We start from the raw sequence: 23,555 nt of genomic DNA on the forward strand, positions 1-23,555 counted from the left end.
TTTACACATCATATTGCAAAAGCGGTAATAGTCGATCCTTAAAAACCGTTGATGGCGTCTCTCCGATTAACTTCGCTCCCATTTTTAAATAATATCCTTTTGCATTCGGATCACTATCAATTGTAAAACTTGTTAATCCTAGTTCATGTGCTTTTTCTATTACAAACTCCCAAAGTATATTCCCGTACCCTTTCCCTTTGTAACGAGGATGCAAGTATAGGAAATCGAGGGCATTGTCATTACGTAAAAATGAGAAAAATCCAATCTTCATATTATCGTTTTCTAAAACATATACATAATTACTTTTTATGTACTCTTCCGTAATTGTTAAATCTTCCTTACAAGCAAGGATAAATTCTTCACTATAATTCCAAGTTGCTTTTGAATGTAGTGCGAGTTTACTTAATTCATTCGCTTCACTTAATAACGCTTCTCTCATCTTCATGATTATTTCTCCTCACCTTCGATATGTAAACTACTAAATTGATTCGGAAAGTACTCCAAAAAACCTTTTATTTTCATAGATTAGAGATAACTTTTATAAATTGAAACTTTAACCAGTGGGGTTTTGTTCATCCTCCACTGATTATGTGCCCTCACCAATCGGCTTTTACGGGGAACGGTTTGTAACAATTTAGTTAAAGAAAAAGAACGCCATTTCTAAAAATTGGCGTTCTTTTTCTTTAACTTTAACCCTCTTATTTGTAACATACTACATTCAACTTCAAACTCAATCACTTGTATTACCACTTCTTATAATACACACCTATATAGTTTCTACTACTGCTTCAAGCATTGTTCCATTTTTAGCATAATTCGTATGCCAAGAAAAAGCTTTTTCTAAAACATGAGGGGTTTGCCCACCTCTTGTTTGTGCTTCTTCGAAATAGGCTCTTAGCTGGTCACGATACATTGGATGTGCGCAATTCTCAATAATTAGTTCCACTCTTTCTCTTGGCGCTAGTCCTCTTAGGTCAGCAAAGCCCTGTTCAGTGACGATAACATCTACATCGTGTTCAGTATGGTCTACATGAGAAACGAAAGGAACGATACTTGAAATGTTACCACCTTTTGCAATCGATTTCGTAACAAAGATCGCTAAACGTGCATTTCTCGCAAAATCACCAGAACCACCAATACCGTTCATCATTTTTGTACCTAAAACGTGAGTAGAGTTAACATTTCCGTATATATCTAATTCTAAAGCAGTATTAATCGAGATCAATCCAAGGCGGCGAATGATTTCAGGGTGATTAGAAATCTCTTGCGGGCGCATCATTAATTTGTCACGATATTTTTCAAAGTCGGAAAATACTTGTTGCATTTTCTCTTCAGAAAGCGTGATCGAGCAACAGGAAGCAAAATTGACTTTCCCAGCATCCATTAGATCAAAGACCGCATCCTGTAAAACTTCAGAATACACTTCTAAATCTTCAAACTCCGAATCTAACATTCCATGAAGAACTGCATTGGCCACTGAACCAATTCCCGATTGTAACGGCGCTAAACGATTTGTTAACCGACCTACTTTTACTTCTTCTCGAAGGAACTCTATTAAATGTTGTGCCATAATAACAGTTTCTTCATCCGGAGGAACAATTGTCGATGGAGAATCCAGTTGATTCGTAAACACAATCCCCTTCACTTTTTCAGCATCAATCGGAATACCGATCGTTCCAATTCGATCATCCGTTTTTACGAGCGGAATTGGAAGTCTCTCTCCTTGTTTACCTGGTTCATATAAATCATGTAGCCCCTCTAATTGCGCGGATTGGGCCATATTCATTTCAATAATAATGGACTTAGCATTTAGGGAAAATGCTAAGGAATTTCCAATTGAAGTGGTTGGAATAATCATTCCGTCCTCGGTAATCGCAACCGCTTCCAAAATAGCGAAATCTATATCCATAACGTCAGCACGGAGTAACTCTGCTGTATGAGACAAGTGCTGATCCACAAATAAAAAGTCTCCGTTATTAATTCCTTTTCGCATAGTCGTATCGGCTTGGAAAGGCAGCCTTTTCCCTAAAATTCCTGCCTCAGCAAATAATTTATCTACATCCGAACCTAAGGAAGCTCCAGTATAAACATTTACTTTAAAAGATTTATCATTCTTAACTTGGTTCACTAGCGCAAATGGGACTGCTTTTACATCCCCAGCACGTGTAAATCCACTTAATCCTAAAGTCATTCCACTTTCAATCCATGAAGCTGCTTCTTCAGGTGTAACTACCCGATCTTTTAAACGTTGATCCCTGATTCTATCCAAATTATTCTCCATATGTAATCCCTCTCTTAATGAATATTTATAATTATTTTACACATTAACACTATCAAAATAGGGATTTTAGTATACAATGCCGAAAATTCAGATAAAACAGCGAATCTAGGTTCCAAAGCAGAAAAATCTAGAATCCTAAAAGCTTACGAAAATAGCTAGCATACGATTGACTAACTGGTACCCTCTCCCCGTTATCCATCGAAAGCAAAAAAGTAGAATGAGTATCAGGATAAATCGCTTTAATATGATTAACATTTACAATAAATGAACGGTGGCATCTAATAAATGAATCTTTCGGCAGCAAGTATTCAAATTCTTGTAGCGAGTACTTATGTGTTCCTGTTAACTCTTCTGAATTCACATACGTCTTTTTATCTTTAGCCTCTAAATACATGACCTTTGAAAAAGGAACCGGAACCCAGCCGTCTGTTGTTTTTAAAGTAACGACTGACTTACCATCCGTTAAAGCTGGATAAATTGCCGTCACGCAACCTTCAATCTTGCCATTATTTGAAAATGGTACGGCCATTCCATGATAAGGAATACCAAAAACATCCCGGTTAATAAACTCAGAGGCTTTTTGCTTCGTTACCATTGCTTTATGAGCAATCGTCCCTTCCTTTATAGGATCACCGGCGCTAATCTTTAAATCAATTCGTTTACTTGGCCGATAGTAAATATATTCTTTCGTATTCGAAACGGCGATTGATATTTCATCTGAAAATAATTCCCCAACAACATCTAGTAGTATACCTAATGTTTTATCTTCCATATTATTAACACCTCATTCACTATTATACTACTATTATGATTTGTAAAACCGTTCAACAATTAGAACGGTTTTACAAACAATTCAGTTCACCTTAGCCCCATAACATCTCGCAACTGCAACCGCCTGCGCTATATCTAATTTCACGTTTTTTAAATCAAAAGCTTTAAAATCAACTCTATCAACTACAGCTCCTCTTAAATCTGCGCCGCTAAGTTTTACCTTGCCTAATTGTGCGCCCGTTAAATCCGCTTCACGTAAATCTGCTTTTTCTAAATTACATTCACATAGGTCAGCTTCAATTAAGCGAATACCCTTTAAAATTTGTTTGCTTAAGTTCGCAAACCTTAAATTCGTATATGACCAATCACCTGATATAATTGTTATTCCGTCTAAATTCGCCTCTTCGAAATCAGAACCAGTCATTTTACATTCTTCAAACTTAGATACAAATAAATTCGCACCAAAAAACCTACAATTAGCAAATGTAGTTCCTTGATGGATAGAAGCATTAAAAAGAGAACCAGTAAAATCGCATTCTATGAAATTACAATTTTTAGTAAAAACTTCTGATGCATCTATCCCTCTAAAACGGCATTTTATGAAGGTACAATTTTTCAATTCCTCTTCTTTTATCCAGACATCTTGAAAATCTATTTCTACATATTCTTTATTTACAAATTCGCTCATAATCAATCCTCCAATTTTTCAAAAAACCTCACTTCAGCATGAAGTGAGGTTTCTTCTTATACAATATGCTCATCTAACCATGAAATCAAATCTTGAAATACATCTTCTCTATTCACTTCATGGAACATTTCATGTCTACCATTTTCATATAAACGAAGTGTTACATCTTTCACACCACATTTTTTATAGTTTTCGTATACTTCTTTTACACCTTTCCCCATATCCCCAACAGGATCACGATCACCAGAGAATATATGTATTGGAAGATTTTTTGGTGTCTTCTTATATTCTTCTATTTTATTTACTTCTAGAACTCCATGAAACAATTCTCGGTAAAAACTAGTCGTACAAATGAATCCACATAACGGATCCGCAATATATTTATCAACTTGATTAATATCTGAAGATAACCAATCAAATTTCGTACGATTTGGCTTAAAGTGCGAGTTGAAGTTTCCGAAAGATAAGAAGTTCAGCATCGGACTTTTCGTTTTCTTTCCGCGAAGTTTCATCTCAATTGTCGCTACTTTATGACCGATACTTCCTAATAGCCCTGGATCTCCACCAGTTCCTGAAATAAGGAATCCATCATATAATTCACCTTTCAGTTGTACAGCACGCCTAGATAAAAAAGAACCCATACTATGTCCAAGTAAAAATAACGGGCATGTCTGCTCTTTTCTTATCGTTTCTGATACAAAAATAACATCAGACACAGCCTGATTCCAACCTACATTTGGTTCAAAATGACCATAGTCTTCTTCCCTTTTCACTGTTTTTCCATGCCCTTTATGATCATGAGCATAAACACCATATCCTGCTTCTAATAAAGCATCAATAAATTCTGTATAAACACCTGCATGTTCTGTCATACCATGTGCAATTTGAACAATTCCCCGCGGATTTGCTTCTGGTAACCATTTACGCAAGTAAATTTCTGATTTATCCAATGCCGTAACGAAATTTTCCTGTATGCTCATTCCGACAGCCTCCAAATCTATTATGTATATCTTTTTTTATAATGAATAAACATTCATTATTCTTATTATGTATTATATGCAATTGCTTTCATTATGACAAATGATCTATTTTTCCGCTTACATATTAAACTATTCTCTTGACGAATTTAAATTAAAATTATATAGTTACTTACATAAAGTAATTAATATATTTTCAGGAGGTTTTAATCATGATGCCCTCACTATTTTTAGCACATGGATCACCTATGCTTGCTATTCAAGATACAGACTATACACGCTTTTTAAAGACACTTGGAGAAACATATAAACCGAAAGCTATTGTTATTTTTACCGCTCACTGGGAAAGTGAAGTATTAACGATCTCCTCTTCAGATAACGAATATGAAACAATTTATGATTTTGGAGGTTTTCCTCCTGAGTTATACGAAATCAAATATCGTGCGAAAGGCTCTTCTAGCATTGCGTCTATGCTAGAAACAAAATTTAAAAACAAAGGCATTCTAGTCCATCATAATATGACGAGAGGTTTAGATCATGGTTCATGGACACTCCTGCATCGTATGTACCCAGAAGCCAATATTCCTGTCGTACAAATATCAGTCAATCCATTCCTTCCTGCAAAAGAACAATTTGAAATTGGAGAAGCACTAAAAGGACTTGGACAAGAAGATATTTTAGTAATCGGGAGCGGTGTTACCGTTCATAACTTACGAGCTTTGAAATGGAATCAAACTACACCTGAACAATGGGCAATTGAATTTGATGATTGGATTATTAAACATATGCAGACTACTGATAAAGATGCATTATTTAATTGGGAGAAAAATGCCCCTCATGCACAATTAGCAGTACCAAGAGCAGAGCATTTTGTTCCTTTATTTGTCGCTATGGGAAGTGGCGATAATAACGGTGAAGTCATTCACCGCAGTTACGAGCTTGGTACATTAAGCTATCTTTGTCTTCAATTTTAAAGAAAAGGATGAAGCAATCGTTGCTTCATCCTTTTTCTTTTTCATTCACTTAGTTAACTAACTTCCAAATGTCGTTTCTCTGATACCTCTTCGTTCTTATTGTGAAAATAAACCCAAATGCACGCAATAAATAATAGTGATGAAGTAGAAAAGTAAACATATTGGAAGCCCGCATGTGCTGCAATTTGTCCACCAAGTACTGGTCCAATCATATTTCCTAAAAACTGAAACGATTGATTATACCCAAATATTCTTCCCGTTACATGGGTTGGTGTATGTTGTTTTAGTAGAGTTTGTACGGAAGGTAATAGTCCTGCTTGTGCAATACCTAATAAAAAGCGAAGAATTAATAGTTGCCAAGCTGAGGTTACAAATGCTTGCGGAATAAAAATAATTCCTGCCGCAAACAACGCCACAACTAACGTTTTTTGAGGTCCAATACGATCTGATAATCTACCTAACTTAGGAGCTGCCATAATAATAGCTAAACCTGTCGCAGACATGACTGCGCCTGCAATCATTTCAATATGAGCTGTTCCTGGGCCTTCTAAATTCTTTACATACAATGTAATAATAGGTTGAATTGACATGTTCGCAAGTTGAATAATAAATGTTGTTACAAATAAACTAATAATTAAATGCTTTGCTGGAACCATCGTCCATACTTTTTTCGGTTGTACTTTTTTTGCTTGAGCGGAGTGATTCTCTTCATGTAGAAAGAAAAAAACGATGAGAAAAGAAAGGAATAAAAAAGCTCCTGTAACAAGAAAAACATGGCGCATTCCAATTAACTCAGACAAATATCCTCCAAGTAACGGGCCAAGTAAAGAACCGCTCACGCCCCCAGTTGAAATTGTGGAAATTGCCCAACCTGAATGCTCTTTCGGAGTTTCTGCTGCAATAAATGTCATCGCTGTAGAAAGGAAACCTGATACCGATCCCATTAAAAACCGAAGTGCGACTAATTGATACACATCTGTCACAAACCCCATAAGCGTCATAATTATCGCCATACCAAGGCTAGCACGTATAAGCATCAATTTCCGTCCATGTATATCACCAAGCTTGCCCCATATTGGTGATACGATCGCACCCATTAAAAATGTCACACCAAATGCAAGTCCCGACCACTGTGCAATACTAGCAGTGCCGGTCACCCCTAATTCCTCAATATAAAAAGATAAAAAAGGAATTACTAAACTCATACCGGCTGCAGTGGTAAAACAACCTAGCCAACAAATCATTAAATTTCGTTTCCAGTTGGCCATTTTCACACCTTCTTTCATTAGATACCCATTCTACACCCTTTCTTGTAAAAAGTTTAGTAATTTGCTTTATTTGTAAGATTTACTAAAAAACCCGCTATTTTCTAGTGAAAATCACTACATCTCTACATTATTTCCATAAAAAAACCAACTCCCATATATGGAGTTGGTTACTTATTCTCTAATGGTATTAAACGCGCATCACAATTTCGCTCATAAAACTCAATCGGGCCTGCTTGTCCAATAATTGCGTATTCATATCCTTCTTGCTTCATACTATGTAAACAACGATGTAACAATTCCTTACCTACACCTTTCACGCGATTTTGTTTCGCTGTGCCCATTGGACCAAACAATCCCTTCTTTCCTCTCACTACATCATAACAAGCGAAACCTACTATCACTTCTTCTTTTTCTGCTATATAAATAGGTAAATTTTCTTTATATGTACGAAATCCATACTCTATTGAATGTAACCAACGTTCACCAAATTCCTCATTAATAAAACTTGCTAATTTTTCAAAATCAGAAGGGTTAGCCTTTCTAACAGTACAAATTAAATGATTATAAGTAGGAACAAAACATTTTAGATCGACCGCTAAATCTCTTGGCTCAGCTATAATACGTAATATATCTTTTTTTATTTGTGCATTTCCAATAAACGTATCTACACGAAATAGTGCATATATAACATGCCCTTCATTTATTATTACTTGCTGGAAACGTTCCATACGTTTCTTCGCTATTTGTAAAATTTCTAGCACCTTATAAGATACCTTATATTGTCCTATTTTTTTATACTCTTGATACGGTGAATCGTATTGTTTTCGTATTGAAAGTTTTTCTAAAAAATCCGTACCTAAGTTACGAAACAAATACATATACAACTCGCTACAAACTCCAGTGCCTTCTTTACTCATTCCGATAAACAGATGAGTTGGTTGAATAATATTATTTTCCGCCTCTTCTGCTGCAATCTTCAATATGTTATGAACACGTTTTGTATATTGAAATTCCTCCATATATATATCCATCCCCTACTACTTTACTATTAAACCGTAACCATAAATAAGTGAAACGATTATTCCAACTACCAATATACCTGGCAGTAAATTTGCCACCTTGATTTTAATAACACCCAGTAAGTTCAATCCAATAGCGGCTATCATAATACCACCTGTAGCTGTCATTTCCACTATAAATTGATTCATTAATTCTTTCGGGACCACACTATTAATTTGTGTTGCAAAAACCGCAATCCCTCCTTCATATAAAATAACTGGAATCGCCGAGAATACTACACCAATTCCTAAAGTTGTCGTTAATATAATAGAAATAAACCCATCGATAATCGCCTTTGTAAATAAAATATCATGATTTCCGCGAATCCCACTGTCGAGTGCACCAAGTATGCCCATCGCACCAATTGCAAAAATAAGCGTGGCTGTTACAAAGCCTTCTGATATACTCCCTTTCCCTTTCGATCCAACTTTATTTTCTAGCCAATCCCCTAACAGTTTTAACCTTTCTTCTAATTGTAGCCATTCTCCGATTACCGTACCAATAACTAAACTTAGTATGACAACAAGAAAATTTTCACTTTTTAATGCCATTTGAAGTCCAAGTACAGTAACCGCTAAACCAATTGCATGCATAATTGTTCCCTTCATACTTTCTGGAATCGCACTAAATAATTTACCAAGTAAAGTACCAAATATAATACAAATCCCATTTACAACTGCTCCTAATATAACCATTTCTCATTCTTCACCCTTCGAATTCTTTATTTCTATATTTTGGTTTATACATTGATTTACAGGTTACCTATATGTTAACGTAATATTGTGAATATTAACAAACGTTTTTCACTACATAACCCGCTATTTTTTGTAACTATACAAAGACCGATCGCCTTTAGTAGATTCATTATTAATCTAATTGCGGGATAAACTCAAAAGGGAAGGTATTTATGAAAACTTTACTAAAACGATTTCTGTTAATAGCCTTTTTCATTACACCAATTGTTTTATTAATCAACTACTCTTTTATTTCAAAAGCGAAAGACAAACCTGATATGCAAAACAAATCTAGTAAAACAGCTTCAAAAAGCGAAAAGAAAACCGAAGACCCTGAAATCACACTCACCTTCTCTGGTGATACAATGTTCGATTGGCAATTACGTCCCGTAATCGAAAAAAATGGGGCTGATTATCCATTCCAACACGTAAAAGAAGAAATAGCGAAAGCTGATATTTCTTTTGTTAATTTAGAGTCAGCATTTACAACGAGAGAAAAAAAAGTACCTGGGCAACAATTTTGGATTAAAAGTGATCCATCCACACTACAAGCCATTAAAAACACCGGATATGACATCGTGAACATTGGCAATAACCATACGCTTGATTATGGGCAAGATGGACTACTAGACACCATTTCTCACGTCGAAAAATTAAAACTACCTTACACTGGAGCCGGAAAAAATGCTGAAGATGCTTATACTGCTCGTGAACTAACTGTAAAAGGAAAAAAGTTTAAATTTCTTTCCTTTGTACGCTTTATGCCCAACTTTAATTGGGTAGCTGGCGACAATAAACCCGGCGTTGCAAACGGATATGACCTAGATCTTGTAACAAAAACGATTCAAGAGCAAAAGAAAGATGCTGATTATGTAATCGTCTATATGCATTGGGGCGTCGAAAAATCTAATCGTCCAATAGAATACCAGAAACAATATGTTCCGAAAATGGTAGAGGCGGGTGCTGATGCAATCGTTGGAAGTCACCCGCATTGGTTACAAGGATTTGAGTATTACAATAAAGTTCCTATCGCATACTCGTTAGGAAACTTTTTATTCCCGAATTATGTAAATGGAAAGAGTGCCGAAACAGGCGTATTAACTTTAACCTTTAAAGGTAAGGATGTCCAAATGTCATTCAATCCTTACATCATTCGCAACAACCAAGTTTCTCCTGTAAATGAAGAAGAAAAGAAAAAAGCACTGCAATATTTACAAACGGTTTCAACTGATGTAGAAATTGATGATACTGGGAAAATAATAAATAAACGCAACTAAACAGCACGAGATTCATTTCTCTGTAACATACATTATGGGATAGGTGATGTATATGCTGAAAAACTTATTAGAAAATATAAGTCTGTTAGAAAACGTGTATAAAATATCTATAGCGATCCTGCTTTTATGTTCATTTTTTTCTGTTAGACTTCTAAGAAAAATAAAGCGAGAGAGAAAACTTACTCCCTTTGAATTTACAATGTATGTAATCATTCTTATTGCAATACTTTTTTGGTTAACTAGCTTTATCCTTCTTGAATATGGAGCGTATTTCGTTTAACTTTCAAAGAATAAAAAAGATAGAACAAGCAGGATTTCCCTCCGCTTGTATCTATCTTTTTTATTTCAAGTAGAATTGTATGTTAACTCTTTTTATTTATTAAATAAGTAAATCAAACAGCACAGGATTTTTATTAAGCTCCACGAATTGAATGTTATTTTCTTGAAAACGAGTAATTAAAGCTTCATAGTCTTCCTTATGCTTTAATTCTACCCCCACTAAAGCTGGACCATTTTCTTTATTATGTTTCTTAATATACTCAAAGCGAGTAATATCATCTTCCGGTCCTAATCCTTTATCAAGAAACTCTCGTAGTGCTCCTGAACGTTGCGGAAATTCAATGATGAAATAGTGCTTTAATCCTTCATGAATAAGGGATCGTTCTTTCATTTCTTGCATTCTATCAATATCATTATTTCCACCACTTAACGTGCATACAACTGTTTTCCCCTTTATTTCATCTCTGTATAGATCAAGTGCCGCAATAGAAAGCGCACCAGCTGGCTCTGCTACAATTGCATTTTTCTTATACAGTTCTAAAATCGTCGTACAAACCTTTCCCTCTGGTACTAAAACTATGTCATCAATTACATCTTTACATGTTTCAAAAGTTAACTTTCCTACCTTCTTAACAGCTGCACCATCAACAAAACTATCAATCTTTTCTAATGCAACATTCTCATTTTGAAGAAAAGCCTCTTTCATAGATGCAGCTCCCATCGGTTCTACACCGATTACCTTTGTAGTAGGACTAACCCCCTTTACATATGTACCAATACCAGATGCTAATCCACCACCGCCAATTGCTGTAAATATATAATCAACTGGTTTCTCCATATCATGCATAATTTCAACAGCGACTGTTCCTTGACCAGCAACGACATACGGATCATCAAACGGATGTACAAATGTCATCCTATTTTCCACACAATAGCGCTGCGCCTCTTGGAAAGAACTATCAAATGTATCACCAACTAATACAATGTCTGCGAAATCACCACCGAAAAATTCAACTTGTGATACTTTTTGCTTAGGTGTCGTTGTTGGCATGAAAATTTTTGACGGAATCTTCAATAAATTACACGTATAAGCAACTCCTTGTGCATGATTACCAGCACTTGCACAAACAACACCATTTTGTAACTTTTCTTTCGGTAAACTTTGAATTAAATTATACGCACCACGAATTTTGAAAGAACGAATAACTTGTAAATCTTCTCGCTTAACATATACGTCACATTCATATTTCTCAGATAAAACTGAATCTCGTTGTAACGGTGTTTTAATAACGATATCTTTCATGCAATTATGAGCCATTAAGATATCTTCAATTTTCACTCTCTCCTTTACATTTTGCACCATTTTATATCATCCTTATCTCTTTTTATATTGGCTCAATCAAAATTCGGGATTTTCAGAACTGCACCTGTATTCGCCGATGTTACCATTTGTGCATAACGTCCAAGCCACCCAGTTTTCACTTTTGGTTCTGGTCGTTTCCATCCTTTTTTACGCTTCTCTAATGCCTCATCACTAACTCTCACTTCTAACAAGCGTTCCTCAACATCAATACATACAATATCTCCTTGTTCAAGAAGTGCAATCGTTCCGCCAGCAGCTGCTTCTGGTGAAATATGCCCTACTGAAATACCACGTGAAGCACCAGAGAAGCGACCATCAGTTAATAGTGCAACATCTGCTCCTAATCCCATACCAGCAATTGCTGATGTTGGTGCTAACATTTCCGGCATACCAGGTCCGCCTCTTGGCCCTTCATAACGAATAACAACTACATCTCCTTTCTTAACTTTTCCAAGCATAATACCGGCAAGCGCCTCATCTTGTGAATTAAAAATAACGCAAGGTCCTTCAAATCGTTTTACTTCTGTTGCTCCGCTTTTAATAACCGCTCCGTCTTTCGCAAGGTTTCCTTTTAATATACGTAATCCTCCTTCTTCACTATGAGGATTTTCTAGAGAATGAATAACTTCCTTATCTTGAATCTCTGCATGAGCAATGTTTTCTCTTAATGTTTGCCCAGTAGCAGTTACACGATCAAGGTGAAGTACCCCTTCTTTTCGGCTCATCTCTTTCAAAATTGCACTAATCCCGCCTGCGCGATCAATATCTTCCATATGCCAATTAGAAGCTGGACTTACTTTACATAAATGAGGTACACGCCTTGAAACTGCATCAATGCGATTCATATCGTAATCTAATCCCGCCTCTTGTGCGAGTGCTAACGTGTGTAATACTGTATTCGTTGATCCACCCATCGCCATATCAAGTGCAAACGCATCATCAATTGCTTCTTCTGTTACAATGTCGCGTGGTTTAATATCTCTCTCAATTAAAATTTTTAATTTTTCTGCTGCTTGTTTAATTAGCTCCTCACGTCTTGGATCAATCGCTAAAATACTCCCGTTACCAGGAAGAGCTAAACCTAACACTTCACATAAACAGTTCATAGAGTTCGCTGTAAACATACCGGAACAAGAACCACAAGATGGACAGCCATGATCTTCAATATCCTTTAATTCTTCTTCTGAAATTTTCCCAGATTGGTAGGCTCCTACCCCTTCAAAAACAGAACTTAAATCGACAACTTCCCCTTTAGATGTTTTCCCAGCTGCCATCGGACCACCTGAAACAAAAACAGTTGGAATGTTTATTCGAAGTGCAGCCATCATCATACCTGGTGTAATTTTGTCACAGTTTGGAATACAAATCATTCCGTCAAACCAGTGTGCATTTACAACCGTTTCTACTGAATCTGCAATGATTTCACGACTCGGAAGCGAATAACGCATACCGATATGACCCATCGCAATACCGTCATCTACTCCAATTGTATTAAATTCAAATGGAACCATGCCTGCTGCACGTACTGCTTCTTTAACAAGTTTCCCAAACTCATTTAAGTGCTTATGACCTGGAATAATTTCAATAAAAGAATTACAAATTGCTATGAATGGTTTATCAAAATCTTCATCTTTTAAACCAGTTGCTTTTAATAAACTACGATGCGGAGCTTTATCAAAACCTTTTTTAATCATGTCACTTCTCATCTTGTCAAATCCCTTCTTACATATTTTTCACTTATACTCTATTAATCTATTTCTTTACTAATTCTTTCGGTGCATGAATCCAGCTCATCATTTCACGAATCTCTGCTCCTACTTTTTCTAGCTGATGATTTTGTTCTGCTTTTTTCATCGCATTATACGTTGGACGCCCTGCTTGATTTTCTAAAATCCATTTCTTCGCAAATTCACCTTGCTGAATTTCTGTAAGAACACGTTTCATTTCCTTCTTCGTTTCATCTGTAACAATTCTCGATCCTGTTACATAATCTCCAAACTCTGCCGTATCTGAAATAGAATGACGCATATTCGTTAATCCGCCTTCGTACATTAAATCAACAATTAACTTTAATTCATGCAAACATTCAAAGTATGCAATTTCAGGACGATATCCACCTTCCGTTAACGTTTCAAAACCAGCTTTCACAAGTGCTGTTACTCCTCCGCAAAGTACTGCTTGCTCACCGAATAAGTCTGTCTCTGTTTCTTCTTGGAATGTCGTTTCAATTACACCTGCACGTGTACAACCTACACCTTTAGCATACGCTAGTGCTACACTTAATGCTGTTCCCGTTGCATCTTGATGCACTGCGACTAATGCTGGGACACCATTTCCTTCTTGGAATACACGGCGAACGAGATGACCTGGACTTTTCGGCGCGACCATCGCTACATCTACGTAACTTGGCGGATTAATTTGTCCGAAGTGAATATTAAAACCATGTGAGAAAAGTAACATTTGTCCTTCACGAAGATTCTCTTCTACTTCTGTTTTATATACATACGCTTGTTGTTCATCCGGCAATAACATTTGTACAACTTGTGCGGTTCGAACCGATTCTGAAACAGACATTACTTCAAATCCATCAGCTTTTGCTACTTCATATGACTTACCAGGGCGAACACCAACTACAACTTCCACACCAGAATCTCGTAAATTTTGTGCTTGTGCATGACCTTGAGATCCATATCCGACTACCGCAACTGTTTTCCCTTTTAATAGCTCTAAATTTGCATCTTTCTCATAATAAGTTTTCATATTCCATACACTCCTTATAATTTATTTACTTGCAGTACATTGATTAATTTTTTCAACTGACTGACAAGTAACGTTGCTTCATTTTCAGTACAAACTGCTGTTAGTTTAACTTCAGAAACACCACTTGTATCTCTTTCGTTTAAGCTTAAAGAAGAAATATAATAACCACGCCGAGCAAAAATTCCACTTATACGTAATAAGACGCTCGGATCGTTATGAATAACTAATGAAAAAGTATGACTCATTCTTCCCACCTCTTCATAATCATTTCGTTATTCCCTTTGTTTGGCGGAACCATCGGAAAGACGTTCTCACCTTCTTCTACACAAAAGTCAACTACGACAGGACCTTCATGAGAAAATGCTTCTAACATTACCTTTTTCGCCTCAAACGAATTTGTTGCTCTTAGCCCTTTTACACCATAAGCTTCTGCTACTTTCACAAAATCTGGTGACCCAATTCTCGATTCCGACAAACGGTTTTCATAAAACATTTCTTGCCATTGCCTTACCATTCCTAAAAATTTGTTGTTTATGATGAATACTTTGACAGGAATATTATTTTCAGCAATTGTTTGCAGCTCTTGAATGTTCATTTGGAAAGAAGCATCACCAGCAATACAGATGACAAGTTCTTCTTCTTTTGCAAGCTGAGCACCAATTGCTGCTGGAAAACCAAATCCCATCGTCCCTAATCCCCCTGATGTTAGGAAAGTCCGTGGTTTTCTCGCTTTATAAAAGTGAGCAGCCCACATTTGATGCTGTCCTACCTCTGTCGTGACAATCGCTTCACCATTCGTTAATTCACTTACTAAGTTGATAACATGCTGTGGTTTTAACTCAAATTCTTTTTGCTTATATGAAAGTGGATATTCTTCTTGCCATTTCTTCACTTTCTGAAGCCATTCATCTGTTTGTGAATAAATAGACATATGTAATAGCATATATAGCGCCTTTTTCACATCACCAACAATCGGATGCTCTACAGTTACATTTTTATGGAACTCAGAAGGATCAATATCAATATGTACTTTTTTCGAATGGGGAGAAAAAAGTTCTAATTTTCCTGTTACACGATCATCGAAACGAACACCTAACGCCAGTACTAAGTCACATTCTGTTACTGCCATATTTGCAGCGTACGTTCCATGCATACCGAGCATTCCTAAAAACAACGGATCTCCCGGCGGATATGCACCCAGTCCCATTAAAGTTGAAACGACTGGAATACGATTCTCCCTCGCAAACTTGATGAGTTCTTCAGATCCGCCTGAATGAATGACGCCTCCCCCGATATAAAGGAGTGGGCGTTTTGCTTTTGAAATTGATTTTGCTACCTCCCTCAGTTTCAAACTGTCTGACAAAGGTTCTGGTTTATATCCTGGAATCTCCACTTCTTCATTAAAGAAACATGTTACATTTGCATTTTGAACATCTTTTGGAATATCGATTAATACCGGTCCCGGTCGCCCGCTTTTGGCGATGTAAAAAGCTTCTTGCACAGTTCGTGATAAATGATTTACATCACGAACTTGGTAATTATGCTTCGTAACAGGTACTGTAATTCCGACAACATCCGCTTCTTGAAATCCGTCTTTACCAATTAAAGGCGTTGCAACTTGCCCTGTAATGACAACTAAAGGAATCGAATCCATATAAGCATCTGCTAAACCCGTAACTAAATTCGTCGCCCCTGGGCCAGAGGTAGCAAAGACTACCCCAACCTTTCCAGAAGCTCTCGCATATCCTTCCGCTGCATGAATTGCAGCTTGTTCATGACGAGTTAACACGTGCTTTAAACCACTTTCGTATAACGCATCGTATATTGGTAAAATCGCTCCGCCTGGATAACCGAAAACGGTCGTTACACCTAATTTCTTCAAACATTGAATAACGTGTCCAGCACCTGTAGCTTCTTCACTCTGCAGTTCATCACATGCTGTATACTGTTCCTCCATTTTAATTAACTCCTCTCCCTATTTACGCTAAACTTTCCACCAATCCTGGAACACGTACTCCTCTTTCTCTCGTTAATTTTTTAAATTCTTCGGTTAATCTTTTTGTTACATCTCCTGGTTTTCCATCTCCAATTTCTCTTGAATCTACTTTCACTACAGGAATTAGTTCCGCTGCAGTCCCTGTTAAAAACACTTCATCTGCTACATATACGTCATGGCGAGTAAATGGCCTTTCCTCACACAGAATACTTAGACGCTCACATAACTCAATCACACTATTTCTCGTAATACCTTCTAGCGCCCCTAAGTACGAAGGAGGTGTTAACACTTTTCCATCTTTCACAATGAAAACATTATCTCCAGACCCTTCACAAACATATCCTTGTTGATTTAACATAAGAGCCTCTAGCACTCCCGCTTGTGCCGCTTCAATTTTTACAAGCACGTTATTTAAATAGTTCATTGACTTAATGCGTGGGTCTAATGCGTCTGGCGTATTACGTCTTGATGCAACAGACACAACGCTTAGTCCATTATCATAAAATTCCTGAGGGAATAACTTTAATTGTTCTGCAATGATAATTACGCTCGGTTTCACACAGCTTCTCGGATCGAGCCCTAAGTCACCTTTTCCTCTTGAAACAATTAATCGAATGTAGGCATCCGTGTATTCATTTTTTTGCAATGTTTGTACAACTGCTTCTTCCATTTCATCTACCGTCATTGGAATTGTAAGTAAAATAGATTTCGCCGATTCATATAATCGTTTCACATGTTCTTTTAAACAAAATACATTTCCTCCGTAACTACGAATCCCTTCAAATACACCGTCTCCGTATAAAAAACCGTGATCATATACTGAAACAACTGCCTTTTCTTTCTCTACAAATTCCCCATTCATATAAATGTACTGGTTTCCCATCTCACATCGCTCCTCTGTTTTATCTCTGTTTTTGCAATCTATTTCTATATCGATTGCTGAGATGAGTATTTTTAACAGAATATTCAGTATACTGATCTTAAAAATATACTCGTCTCAACAATCGATTACTTACACACTTGTAGCAATCCATTGCTGAGACGAGAGACTCGTGGTACCACTCAGCTTCCTTACACTTCTCACGAAATATAAGCTCTGCAAGTCCAATTAGACTTTTGTTTTTCTATCGGAAACAACTCCGCTACTTTTTACTAACTTCAAAAGCAGTGCTCCGAGGTGATTTTCAATGATTCAATTGTTACCACCCTCACAGCCTTTGGGCGGCTCTCTGAAACAATCTTTATCATTTACTCTCCTCTTCCTCGCATTCTTTTATTCTATTTTTAAAATAAAAACTCTCGCCTCAGCAATCAACTACTACAAATTAGTAGCTTTGATTGCTGAGGCGAGAGTTTCGCGTTACCACTCAGCTTCCTTATACTTCTCACGAAATATAAGCTTCATAGGTCCAATCAGACCTCCGTCCTTTTACCGGAGACGATGCCGCCGCCCTCTACTCAGTTTCCCTTTCGCAAGCGATGCTCCGAGGTGATCTTCAATGATTCGATTGCTACTACTCTCGCAGCCTAGGAGTAGCTCTCTGAAACGACCATAATCATCTACTTTCCTCTTCTTTGCATATACAACATATAAAGTTAGAAAATTCTTAATTAACTTTTATTTGTTACACGTATTATAGGACGCGGTTCTTTTCATTGTCAACATGTTTTTAGAAAAAAATTAAAATTCATTCTATTCACTAGAAATCTATTTATTTTTTCTCAAAACAAAATCGGAATGAACCTCTTACACATACTCATATATTACTTAAGTATGTTCGCATTACTACATAAAGAAAAACAACTTAAAAACATATAAAATTTATGAGGAGATGAGAAAACTATGTTAAAAGGAAAAATAGCATTAGTTACAGGAGCAAGCCGAGGAATTGGACGTGCTATCGCAAAACGGTTAGCAAACGACGGTGCATTAGTTGCTGTTCATTATGGAAATCGAAAAGAAGATGCTGAAGAAACTGTTCATGAAATTCAATCAAATGGCGGATTAGCTTTTTCTATCGGTGCAAATCTTGAATCTTTACACGGTGTAGACAACCTGTATATTTCTTTAGATAACGAATTACAAAAAAGAACTGGTGGAACACAATTTGATATTTTAATAAACAACGCTGGAATCGGTCCTGGTGCTTTTATTGAAGAAACGACTGAACAATTTTTTGATAGAATGGTTTCAGTAAATGCAAAAGCACCATTCTTTATCATTCAACAAGCACTACCACGTTTACGTGATAATAGCCGAATTATTAATATTTCATCAGCTGCCACCCGCATTTCTTTGCCTGATTTCGTTGCATATAGTATGACGAAAGGTGCAATTAACACGATGACTTTCACTCTAGCAAAACAACTTGGCGCACGAGGTATTACTGTAAATGCTATACTTCCAGGCTTCATTAAAACAGATATGAATGTGGAACTCTTGAGTGATCCAATGATGAAACAGTACGCTACTAACATTTCAGCTTTCAATCGATTAGGTGAAGTAGAAGACATTGCCGACACTGCTGCATTTCTCGCTTCTCCTGATAGTCGCTGGGTTACTGGACAATTGATTGATGTGAGCGGAGGATCTTGTTTATAAAAAACATATATTTTCAAATCTTTTTTATTGCGCAATAAAACAATTTATATAATACTGTATAAAACATATATATTTAGGAGGGTTACAGCAATGTCTGAAAAAACATACGAACTCGCAACCTTCGCAGGCGGTTGTTTTTGGTGCATGGTAAAACCATTTGATGAACTTCCTGGTATTCATAAAATACTTTCCGGCTATGCAGGTGGTCATGTAGAAAACCCAACATACGAACAAGTAAAGACTGGAACATCTGGACATTTAGAAGTTGTACAAATTACATTCGATCCTTCTATTTTTCCTTATCAAAAATTACTAGATTTATATTGGCCACAAATTGATCCAACTGATGACGGCGGACAATTTTTTGACCGTGGTCCCTCTTACCGCACAGCAATTTTTTATCATAATGAAACACAAAAAGAGCTTGCAGAAAAATCGAAGCAAACTCTAGCAGAAAGCGGTATGTTTAAAGGTCCTATTGTGACTGAAATTCGCTCAGCTGCACCTTTTTATGAAGCAGAGGAATACCACCAACATTTCTATAAAAAGAATCCTGAGAAATATGCTACCGAGCAAAAAGAATCTGGCCGTGAAGATTTCATAAAAGAAAATTGGCAAAAAAAATAATAAAAACGCATCGTGCTTTCTTTTCAAAGTGCGATGCGTTTTTATCTTTGAGTAAAATAATATTATCAGCGATTTATTAAAAATTAAACATTCCTATTCCCCATCAACAAATATTTAGATTGACAAAATGTTTGGATCGGGCAGTCGGATACCATGCCAGCTGTCTACATCGCATTGGCCATATTCGTTATCACCCACCGCTACCACCGTGCCGTCTGATTTAAGACCGACTGTATGGGTACAACCCGCCGCTATCGCTACAATATCGCGCCAATCACTTACATCACATTGACCATGTTTATTATTACCCACAGCCGTCACCATGCCGTCTGATTTAAGACCAATTGTATGATTACTCCCTGCCGCTATCGCCACAATATCGCGCCAATCGCTTACATCACATTGGTCATGTTTATTATTACCCACAGCCGTCACCATACCGTCAGATTTAAGACCAACTGTATGAAGATATCCCGCCGCTATCGCCACAATATCACGCCAGCTACTTACATTGCATTGGCCATATCGATTATTACCCACATTCGTCACAGTTCCATCCAATTTAAGACCAATTGTATGCCAATCACCCGCTGCCACCGCTACAATATCATGCCAACCGCTTATATTGCATTCACCTTCTTTATTTCGTCCCACTGCTACCACCGTGCCATCCGATTTAAGACCAATGGTACGACGCCACCCCGCCGCTATCGCTACAATATCGCGCCAATCGTTTACATCGCATTGGTCATGCTTATTCCACCCCACTGCTACCACAGTACTGTCAGCGGTAAGACCTATTGTATGAGCATTACCTGTGTTCGTCGCCATATGAACATTCCCCACTGCTACCGCTGTGCCATCCGATTTAAGACCAACAGTATGACCACGCCCCGCCGCTATCGTATCTTTAGGCCATCGTTGCACCTTTAACAACTCATCTTTCGGTGAAATGTAATTCATGTTTTACCTCCTTGCATATAAGTAACTGTATCCAAATAGATGTTTTTATCAAATTTCATTATAAATGACCTGACTTTTTTTATAAATCTACAGCTACAAAAGAAGCCTATTATTACTTCTTAAAAAAATAAAAACCTCCAGTTTAAGTACTAGAGGTCTTCCATTTTATTTCTTTAATCTCTCGATAAAATCCTGTAGTTTATCAAGCGATTTCATATTATGATTACAAGATACACCATCTTTGCAAATATAGTTTCCCTTTCTAACGAAAGTTCCTGGTACATCACCTTTAATTTCAACTAAAAACATTCCTACTTCTTCATGCCCATGACATAATGAACAAATGCTTTTTTTATTTAAACTTTGAAATGTTCCTTGCAGACCAACAAACTTATTTTTATCGTTTTTCGCTACAATAAATTTCCTACTTGATCCTTTGTCAATCCAACTTAAATAAGATAATTCTTTCATGTCCAGTTCTTCCATATCAGGCAGTTTTAATTTTTTTGCTTTAGGGAATAGTTTTTTTAACGTTTGTGCTGTAACTTCCTGAAACGGAATGACATACGGATTTATTTTCATTAAAAACGATTCTGCATCTTCTCTATTTTGAACTGTTAATACTGTATCAATTAACTCATTCTGTTCATCCGTTAAATTCTCAAATACATGTATTATCTTTTCAATTGCAAGTGACTTTAACGCTTGAATTACTCCTCTATCATTTGCCGTCGCATGTCCATTTGCTAAAATATAAGCTTGTGACTTTATAAAATTATATTGATCACTTCTAATAAAAGCTTCCATCTTTATCACTCCATACAAATTGTTGATCTAGTTTTATTGTACACAATAATTATATTTCACGGTATGTAAAAGACGATTTACAAAAGAACTTTACATAACAAAAACGCCTCTAAGTTTCCAATTAGAGGCGGCTTCCTTATTTAGAATACACGATTTTCTTAATCGTTTCTCCAGACAGAAAATATTCTTCTGCAAGTTGATGAATTGCAATTCCATTTTTAAAAGCGTCTTTAATTGCTTTATTTCTTTCATCCAGTTGTTTTCTTCCGCCAGATCGTGTACCCCATTTATAATGTTTTGTTTCTTGTTTTGGAATGTAAATTGTTTCACCTTGTATATACTTTTGAATTTCAGCAATTAAACTTTCTGGTAAAACGGCCTTAGCCTTTACGTATTTCATTTCTGCTCGCCCCTTATTTTTTATGGTTCATTTCAATAAGGTGCAAAGCCAAATATAAAAAATGATACGAGCTCATTTTGGCGATTGATTGTATATTACTTGTCTACCTCACGCAAAGATCGCCATTTCCATACTTGGCTTTGCATGAGACGCTGCAGTGTCTGGCAATTGAATTGTAATCGCCATATCAATACCTCCTAATATACCTTTTGTATTTTATTATATGCTAATTTTTCTCGCCTTGCATCTTCATAATCTTTTTTAAAAAAGCGCTAGTCTTTTCGTTAAAACGATAGACTAACGCTTTAAATTAAATGATTCCTAATACATTTAGGAATACGATAATAATCGCAATTGGTGCAATATAGCGAAGTAAGAATAACCATAATACGAATAGTTTATAGCCTTTATTTTTACTTACACCAAGCTCTTTCATTAATACATCTTTCTTCATTTTCAACGGAACAAAGATGGAAACTAATAAAACACCAAGCGGCATTAGTATGTTACTAACCGCATAGTCTGCTAAATCAAAAATTGTTTTTCCAAATGGCTTCACATCGCTTAACAAACCGAATGATAATGCTGATGGAACCCCAACAACAAAGATTAACAACCCAACAATTAAAGCCATTTTTTCACGTTTCCCTTTACTTTTACCTTTTGTTGTTAAGGACGCAACACTAATTTCTAACATCGAAATTGCTGATGTAACAGTAGCAAAGAAGAATAGTAATAAGAAAACGATGAAGAATAATTTTCCGAACGCCATTTTACTGAAAATAGCTGGCAATACGATAAATAATAGTCCCGGTCCTTGAGATGGTTCCATTCCAAATGCGAACACAACTGGGAAAATTGCAAGCCCTGCAAGTAATGTAATAACAAGCGTTAAAGCTACGATAGAAAATGCTGAACGCGGTAAACTTTCTTCTTTCGGTAAATATGAGCTATACGTTACCATAACGGCTACACCGACGGATAGCGAGAAGAACGATTGCCCCATTGCATATAAAATGATTTCTGATGTTACGTTTGAGAAATCAGGTTGTAAGAAGAATCGAATTCCTTCTCCAGCACCGTCTAACGTAAGTGCACGAACAATTAATACAAAGAATAAAACGAATAGTGCTGGCATGAAATATTTATTTACTTTTTCAACACCATTTTGTACACCTTTACTTACGATAAAAATAGTAATAAGGATGAATAATAGCTGTGATCCAACTGCTAAATACGGATTGGAAATGATTTCACCAAACGTAGCTTCGTATGCTCCATTTCCTTCCCATAATCTACCTGTAATTGCATTCCATAAGTATAATATAATCCAACCCCCTACAACACTGTAGAAAGAAAGTAATATGAAACAAGTTACAATCCCTAATTTACCTAACCACGGCCATAACGTTTTAGGAGCAATCTCTCTATACGCATCAACAGCCTCTTTTTGTGTACTTCTTCCAATAACGAATTCAGCTAATAATAACGGTAAACCAATTAATAATGTGAAACCGATGAAAATAAGGAAGAATGCTCCGCCTCCTCCGATGCCGGCCATATACGGGAATTTCCAAATCGCCCCAAGACCAATTGCTGAACCTGCTGCAGCTAATACGAAACCTAATTTCGATGTCCATTGCTGTGAATTCATCTTTTTATCTCCTCTCTTTTTCTTTTTCTTTTTCTTTTTCTTTTTCTTTTCATTATAATTCGCTCTATGTTCATA

At 36.5% G+C, this 23,555-nt stretch carries 23 protein-coding genes and 1 other annotated feature; of the genes, 5 read left to right on the forward strand and 18 right to left on the reverse strand.

All coding sequences use genetic code 11. The features are described 5' to 3' along the window. Position 1 precedes the first annotated feature (1 nt). From MR155_RS06545 to MR155_RS06565, 5 genes are all read right to left on the reverse strand, one after another. Positions 2–445, reverse strand: coding sequence for a GNAT family N-acetyltransferase (locus tag MR155_RS06545; protein WP_242308810.1), 444 nt, complete (start codon positions 443–445; stop codon positions 2–4). 321 nt (positions 446–766) lie between these two features. Further along, positions 767–2,281, reverse strand: a complete 1,515-nt coding sequence (locus tag MR155_RS06550; RefSeq protein ID WP_242308812.1) for an acetyl-CoA hydrolase/transferase family protein — start codon at positions 2,279–2,281, stop codon at positions 767–769. Positions 2,282–2,408: 127 nt separating this feature from the next. Then, positions 2,409–3,053, reverse strand: coding sequence for a LytTR family DNA-binding domain-containing protein (locus tag MR155_RS06555; RefSeq protein ID WP_000389700.1), 645 nt, complete (start codon positions 3,051–3,053; stop codon positions 2,409–2,411). An 81-nt stretch (positions 3,054–3,134) separates the two neighbouring features. Then, positions 3,135–3,740: a pentapeptide repeat-containing protein gene (locus MR155_RS06560; protein ID WP_088039191.1), complete on the reverse strand. Its 606-nt coding sequence runs from the start codon at positions 3,738–3,740 to the stop codon at positions 3,135–3,137. 56 nt (positions 3,741–3,796) lie between these two features. Then, entirely contained in the window at positions 3,797–4,720 is a 924-nt protein-coding gene (locus MR155_RS06565) for an alpha/beta fold hydrolase (RefSeq protein ID WP_242308822.1), read from the reverse strand. A 209-nt stretch (positions 4,721–4,929) separates the two neighbouring features. On the opposite strand from MR155_RS06565, the gene MR155_RS06570 reads away from it, so the two are divergent. Beyond that, on the forward strand, positions 4,930–5,691 hold the full coding sequence (locus MR155_RS06570; protein ID WP_088039189.1) for a DODA-type extradiol aromatic ring-opening family dioxygenase: 762 nt from the start codon (positions 4,930–4,932) through the stop codon (positions 5,689–5,691). A gap of 53 nt (positions 5,692–5,744) precedes the next feature. Here MR155_RS06570 and MR155_RS06575 read toward each other — a convergent pair whose 3' ends face one another. The 3 genes from MR155_RS06575 to MR155_RS06585 form a co-directional block, all read right to left on the reverse strand. After that, positions 5,745–6,959, reverse strand: a complete 1,215-nt coding sequence (locus tag MR155_RS06575) for a multidrug efflux MFS transporter (protein ID WP_242308832.1) — start codon at positions 6,957–6,959, stop codon at positions 5,745–5,747. Positions 6,960–7,126: 167 nt separating this feature from the next. Beyond that, on the reverse strand, positions 7,127–7,978 hold the full coding sequence (locus tag MR155_RS06580) for a GNAT family N-acetyltransferase (protein WP_242308834.1): 852 nt from the start codon (positions 7,976–7,978) through the stop codon (positions 7,127–7,129). Between the two features lie 18 nt (positions 7,979–7,996). Next, positions 7,997–8,713 carry a DUF554 domain-containing protein gene (locus MR155_RS06585; protein ID WP_242308836.1) on the reverse strand — a complete coding sequence of 239 codons (717 nt, stop codon included), beginning with the start codon at positions 8,711–8,713 and terminating at the stop codon, positions 7,997–7,999. A gap of 212 nt (positions 8,714–8,925) precedes the next feature. Between MR155_RS06585 and MR155_RS06590 the strand changes: the two genes are divergently transcribed. Together MR155_RS06590 and MR155_RS06595 are read left to right on the forward strand one after the other, a co-directional pair. Then, a complete protein-coding gene (locus MR155_RS06590) occupies positions 8,926–10,029 on the forward strand; it encodes a CapA family protein (RefSeq protein ID WP_050000213.1) in 1,104 nt (367 codons plus the stop codon). Positions 10,030–10,081: 52 nt separating this feature from the next. Continuing rightward, positions 10,082–10,309 carry a hypothetical protein gene (locus tag MR155_RS06595; protein WP_242308838.1) on the forward strand — a complete coding sequence of 76 codons (228 nt, stop codon included), beginning with the start codon at positions 10,082–10,084 and terminating at the stop codon, positions 10,307–10,309. Between the two features lie 99 nt (positions 10,310–10,408). On the opposite strand, the gene ilvA is transcribed toward MR155_RS06595, so the two are convergent. The 6 genes from ilvA to ilvE are packed head-to-tail and all read right to left on the reverse strand — an operon-like array spanning position 10,409 to position 17,310. Beyond that, positions 10,409–11,671 carry a threonine ammonia-lyase IlvA gene (gene ilvA / locus MR155_RS06600; protein ID WP_002012149.1) on the reverse strand — a complete coding sequence of 421 codons (1,263 nt, stop codon included), beginning with the start codon at positions 11,669–11,671 and terminating at the stop codon, positions 10,409–10,411. A 32-nt stretch (positions 11,672–11,703) separates the two neighbouring features. Next, positions 11,704–13,377: a dihydroxy-acid dehydratase gene (gene ilvD, locus MR155_RS06605; RefSeq protein ID WP_242308840.1), complete on the reverse strand. Its 1,674-nt coding sequence runs from the start codon at positions 13,375–13,377 to the stop codon at positions 11,704–11,706. A gap of 46 nt (positions 13,378–13,423) precedes the next feature. Further along, on the reverse strand, positions 13,424–14,431 hold the full coding sequence (gene ilvC, locus MR155_RS06610; RefSeq protein ID WP_242308842.1) for a ketol-acid reductoisomerase: 1,008 nt from the start codon (positions 14,429–14,431) through the stop codon (positions 13,424–13,426). Between the two features lie 14 nt (positions 14,432–14,445). Beyond that, positions 14,446–14,676, reverse strand: a complete 231-nt coding sequence (locus MR155_RS06615) for an ACT domain-containing protein (protein ID WP_002126787.1) — start codon at positions 14,674–14,676, stop codon at positions 14,446–14,448. After that, positions 14,673–16,388 carry an acetolactate synthase large subunit gene (gene ilvB, locus MR155_RS06620; protein WP_242308844.1) on the reverse strand — a complete coding sequence of 572 codons (1,716 nt, stop codon included), beginning with the start codon at positions 16,386–16,388 and terminating at the stop codon, positions 14,673–14,675. The genes MR155_RS06615 and ilvB overlap by 4 nt, the downstream gene beginning before the upstream one ends. A 22-nt stretch (positions 16,389–16,410) precedes the next feature. Continuing rightward, positions 16,411–17,310: a branched-chain-amino-acid transaminase gene (ilvE, locus tag MR155_RS06625; RefSeq protein ID WP_242308846.1), complete on the reverse strand. Its 900-nt coding sequence runs from the start codon at positions 17,308–17,310 to the stop codon at positions 16,411–16,413. Between the two features lie 151 nt (positions 17,311–17,461). Next, positions 17,462–17,700, reverse strand: a binding site (T-box leader). Positions 17,701–18,270: 570 nt separating this feature from the next. On the opposite strand from ilvE, the gene MR155_RS06630 reads away from it, so the two are divergent. Next, a complete protein-coding gene (locus MR155_RS06630) occupies positions 18,271–19,029 on the forward strand; it encodes an SDR family oxidoreductase (protein ID WP_242308857.1) in 759 nt (252 codons plus the stop codon). A 90-nt stretch (positions 19,030–19,119) separates the two neighbouring features. Beyond that, a complete protein-coding gene (msrA, locus tag MR155_RS06635) occupies positions 19,120–19,656 on the forward strand; it encodes a peptide-methionine (S)-S-oxide reductase MsrA (protein WP_242308869.1) in 537 nt (178 codons plus the stop codon). Between the two features lie 114 nt (positions 19,657–19,770). Here the strand turns inward: msrA and MR155_RS06640 are convergent, their stop codons facing one another. The 4 genes from MR155_RS06640 to MR155_RS06655 all read right to left on the reverse strand — a co-directional run bounded on the left by MR155_RS06640 (position 19,771) and on the right by MR155_RS06655 (position 23,480). Then, positions 19,771–20,619, reverse strand: a complete 849-nt coding sequence (locus MR155_RS06640; protein WP_242308871.1) for an RCC1 domain-containing protein — start codon at positions 20,617–20,619, stop codon at positions 19,771–19,773. 165 nt (positions 20,620–20,784) lie between these two features. Then, positions 20,785–21,426, reverse strand: a complete 642-nt coding sequence (locus MR155_RS06645; protein ID WP_242308873.1) for a FusB/FusC family EF-G-binding protein — start codon at positions 21,424–21,426, stop codon at positions 20,785–20,787. A gap of 136 nt (positions 21,427–21,562) precedes the next feature. After that, positions 21,563–21,826 carry a CD3324 family protein gene (locus MR155_RS06650; RefSeq protein ID WP_242308875.1) on the reverse strand — a complete coding sequence of 88 codons (264 nt, stop codon included), beginning with the start codon at positions 21,824–21,826 and terminating at the stop codon, positions 21,563–21,565. 310 nt (positions 21,827–22,136) lie between these two features. After that, a complete protein-coding gene (locus MR155_RS06655) occupies positions 22,137–23,480 on the reverse strand; it encodes a sodium-dependent transporter (protein ID WP_242308877.1) in 1,344 nt (447 codons plus the stop codon). Between the last annotated feature and the right edge of the window lie 75 nt (positions 23,481–23,555).

The sequence above is a fragment of the Bacillus cereus group sp. BfR-BA-01331 genome, assembly GCF_022663915.1.
GTDB classification, from domain to species: Bacteria; Bacillota; Bacilli; order Bacillales; family Bacillaceae_G; genus Bacillus_A; species Bacillus_A mycoides.

Coding starts and splice junctions, on each gene's coding strand:
- MR155_RS06545 (WP_242308810.1), bottom strand. CDS start 445: ATGAAGATGAGAGAAGCGTTATTAAGTGAAGCGAATGAATTAAGTAAA.
- MR155_RS06550 (WP_242308812.1), bottom strand. CDS start 2,281: ATGGAGAATAATTTGGATAGAATCAGGGATCAACGTTTAAAAGATCGG.
- MR155_RS06555 (WP_000389700.1), bottom strand. CDS start 3,053: ATGGAAGATAAAACATTAGGTATACTACTAGATGTTGTTGGGGAATTA.
- MR155_RS06560 (WP_088039191.1), bottom strand. CDS start 3,740: ATGAGCGAATTTGTAAATAAAGAATATGTAGAAATAGATTTTCAAGAT.
- MR155_RS06565 (WP_242308822.1), bottom strand. CDS start 4,720: ATGAGCATACAGGAAAATTTCGTTACGGCATTGGATAAATCAGAAATT.
- MR155_RS06570 (WP_088039189.1), top strand. CDS start 4,930: ATGATGCCCTCACTATTTTTAGCACATGGATCACCTATGCTTGCTATT.
- MR155_RS06575 (WP_242308832.1), bottom strand. CDS start 6,959: ATGGCCAACTGGAAACGAAATTTAATGATTTGTTGGCTAGGTTGTTTT.
- MR155_RS06580 (WP_242308834.1), bottom strand. CDS start 7,978: ATGGAGGAATTTCAATATACAAAACGTGTTCATAACATATTGAAGATT.
- MR155_RS06585 (WP_242308836.1), bottom strand. CDS start 8,713: ATGGTTATATTAGGAGCAGTTGTAAATGGGATTTGTATTATATTTGGT.
- MR155_RS06590 (WP_050000213.1), top strand. CDS start 8,926: ATGAAAACTTTACTAAAACGATTTCTGTTAATAGCCTTTTTCATTACA.
- MR155_RS06595 (WP_242308838.1), top strand. CDS start 10,082: ATGCTGAAAAACTTATTAGAAAATATAAGTCTGTTAGAAAACGTGTAT.
- ilvA (WP_002012149.1), bottom strand. CDS start 11,671: ATGGTGCAAAATGTAAAGGAGAGAGTGAAAATTGAAGATATCTTAATG.
- ilvD (WP_242308840.1), bottom strand. CDS start 13,377: ATGAGAAGTGACATGATTAAAAAAGGTTTTGATAAAGCTCCGCATCGT.
- ilvC (WP_242308842.1), bottom strand. CDS start 14,431: ATGAAAACTTATTATGAGAAAGATGCAAATTTAGAGCTATTAAAAGGG.
- MR155_RS06615 (WP_002126787.1), bottom strand. CDS start 14,676: ATGAGTCATACTTTTTCATTAGTTATTCATAACGATCCGAGCGTCTTA.
- ilvB (WP_242308844.1), bottom strand. CDS start 16,388: ATGGAGGAACAGTATACAGCATGTGATGAACTGCAGAGTGAAGAAGCT.
- ilvE (WP_242308846.1), bottom strand. CDS start 17,310: ATGGGAAACCAGTACATTTATATGAATGGGGAATTTGTAGAGAAAGAA.
- MR155_RS06630 (WP_242308857.1), top strand. CDS start 18,271: ATGTTAAAAGGAAAAATAGCATTAGTTACAGGAGCAAGCCGAGGAATT.
- msrA (WP_242308869.1), top strand. CDS start 19,120: ATGTCTGAAAAAACATACGAACTCGCAACCTTCGCAGGCGGTTGTTTT.
- MR155_RS06640 (WP_242308871.1), bottom strand. CDS start 20,619: ATGAATTACATTTCACCGAAAGATGAGTTGTTAAAGGTGCAACGATGG.
- MR155_RS06645 (WP_242308873.1), bottom strand. CDS start 21,426: ATGGAAGCTTTTATTAGAAGTGATCAATATAATTTTATAAAGTCACAA.
- MR155_RS06650 (WP_242308875.1), bottom strand. CDS start 21,826: ATGAAATACGTAAAGGCTAAGGCCGTTTTACCAGAAAGTTTAATTGCT.
- MR155_RS06655 (WP_242308877.1), bottom strand. CDS start 23,480: ATGAATTCACAGCAATGGACATCGAAATTAGGTTTCGTATTAGCTGCA.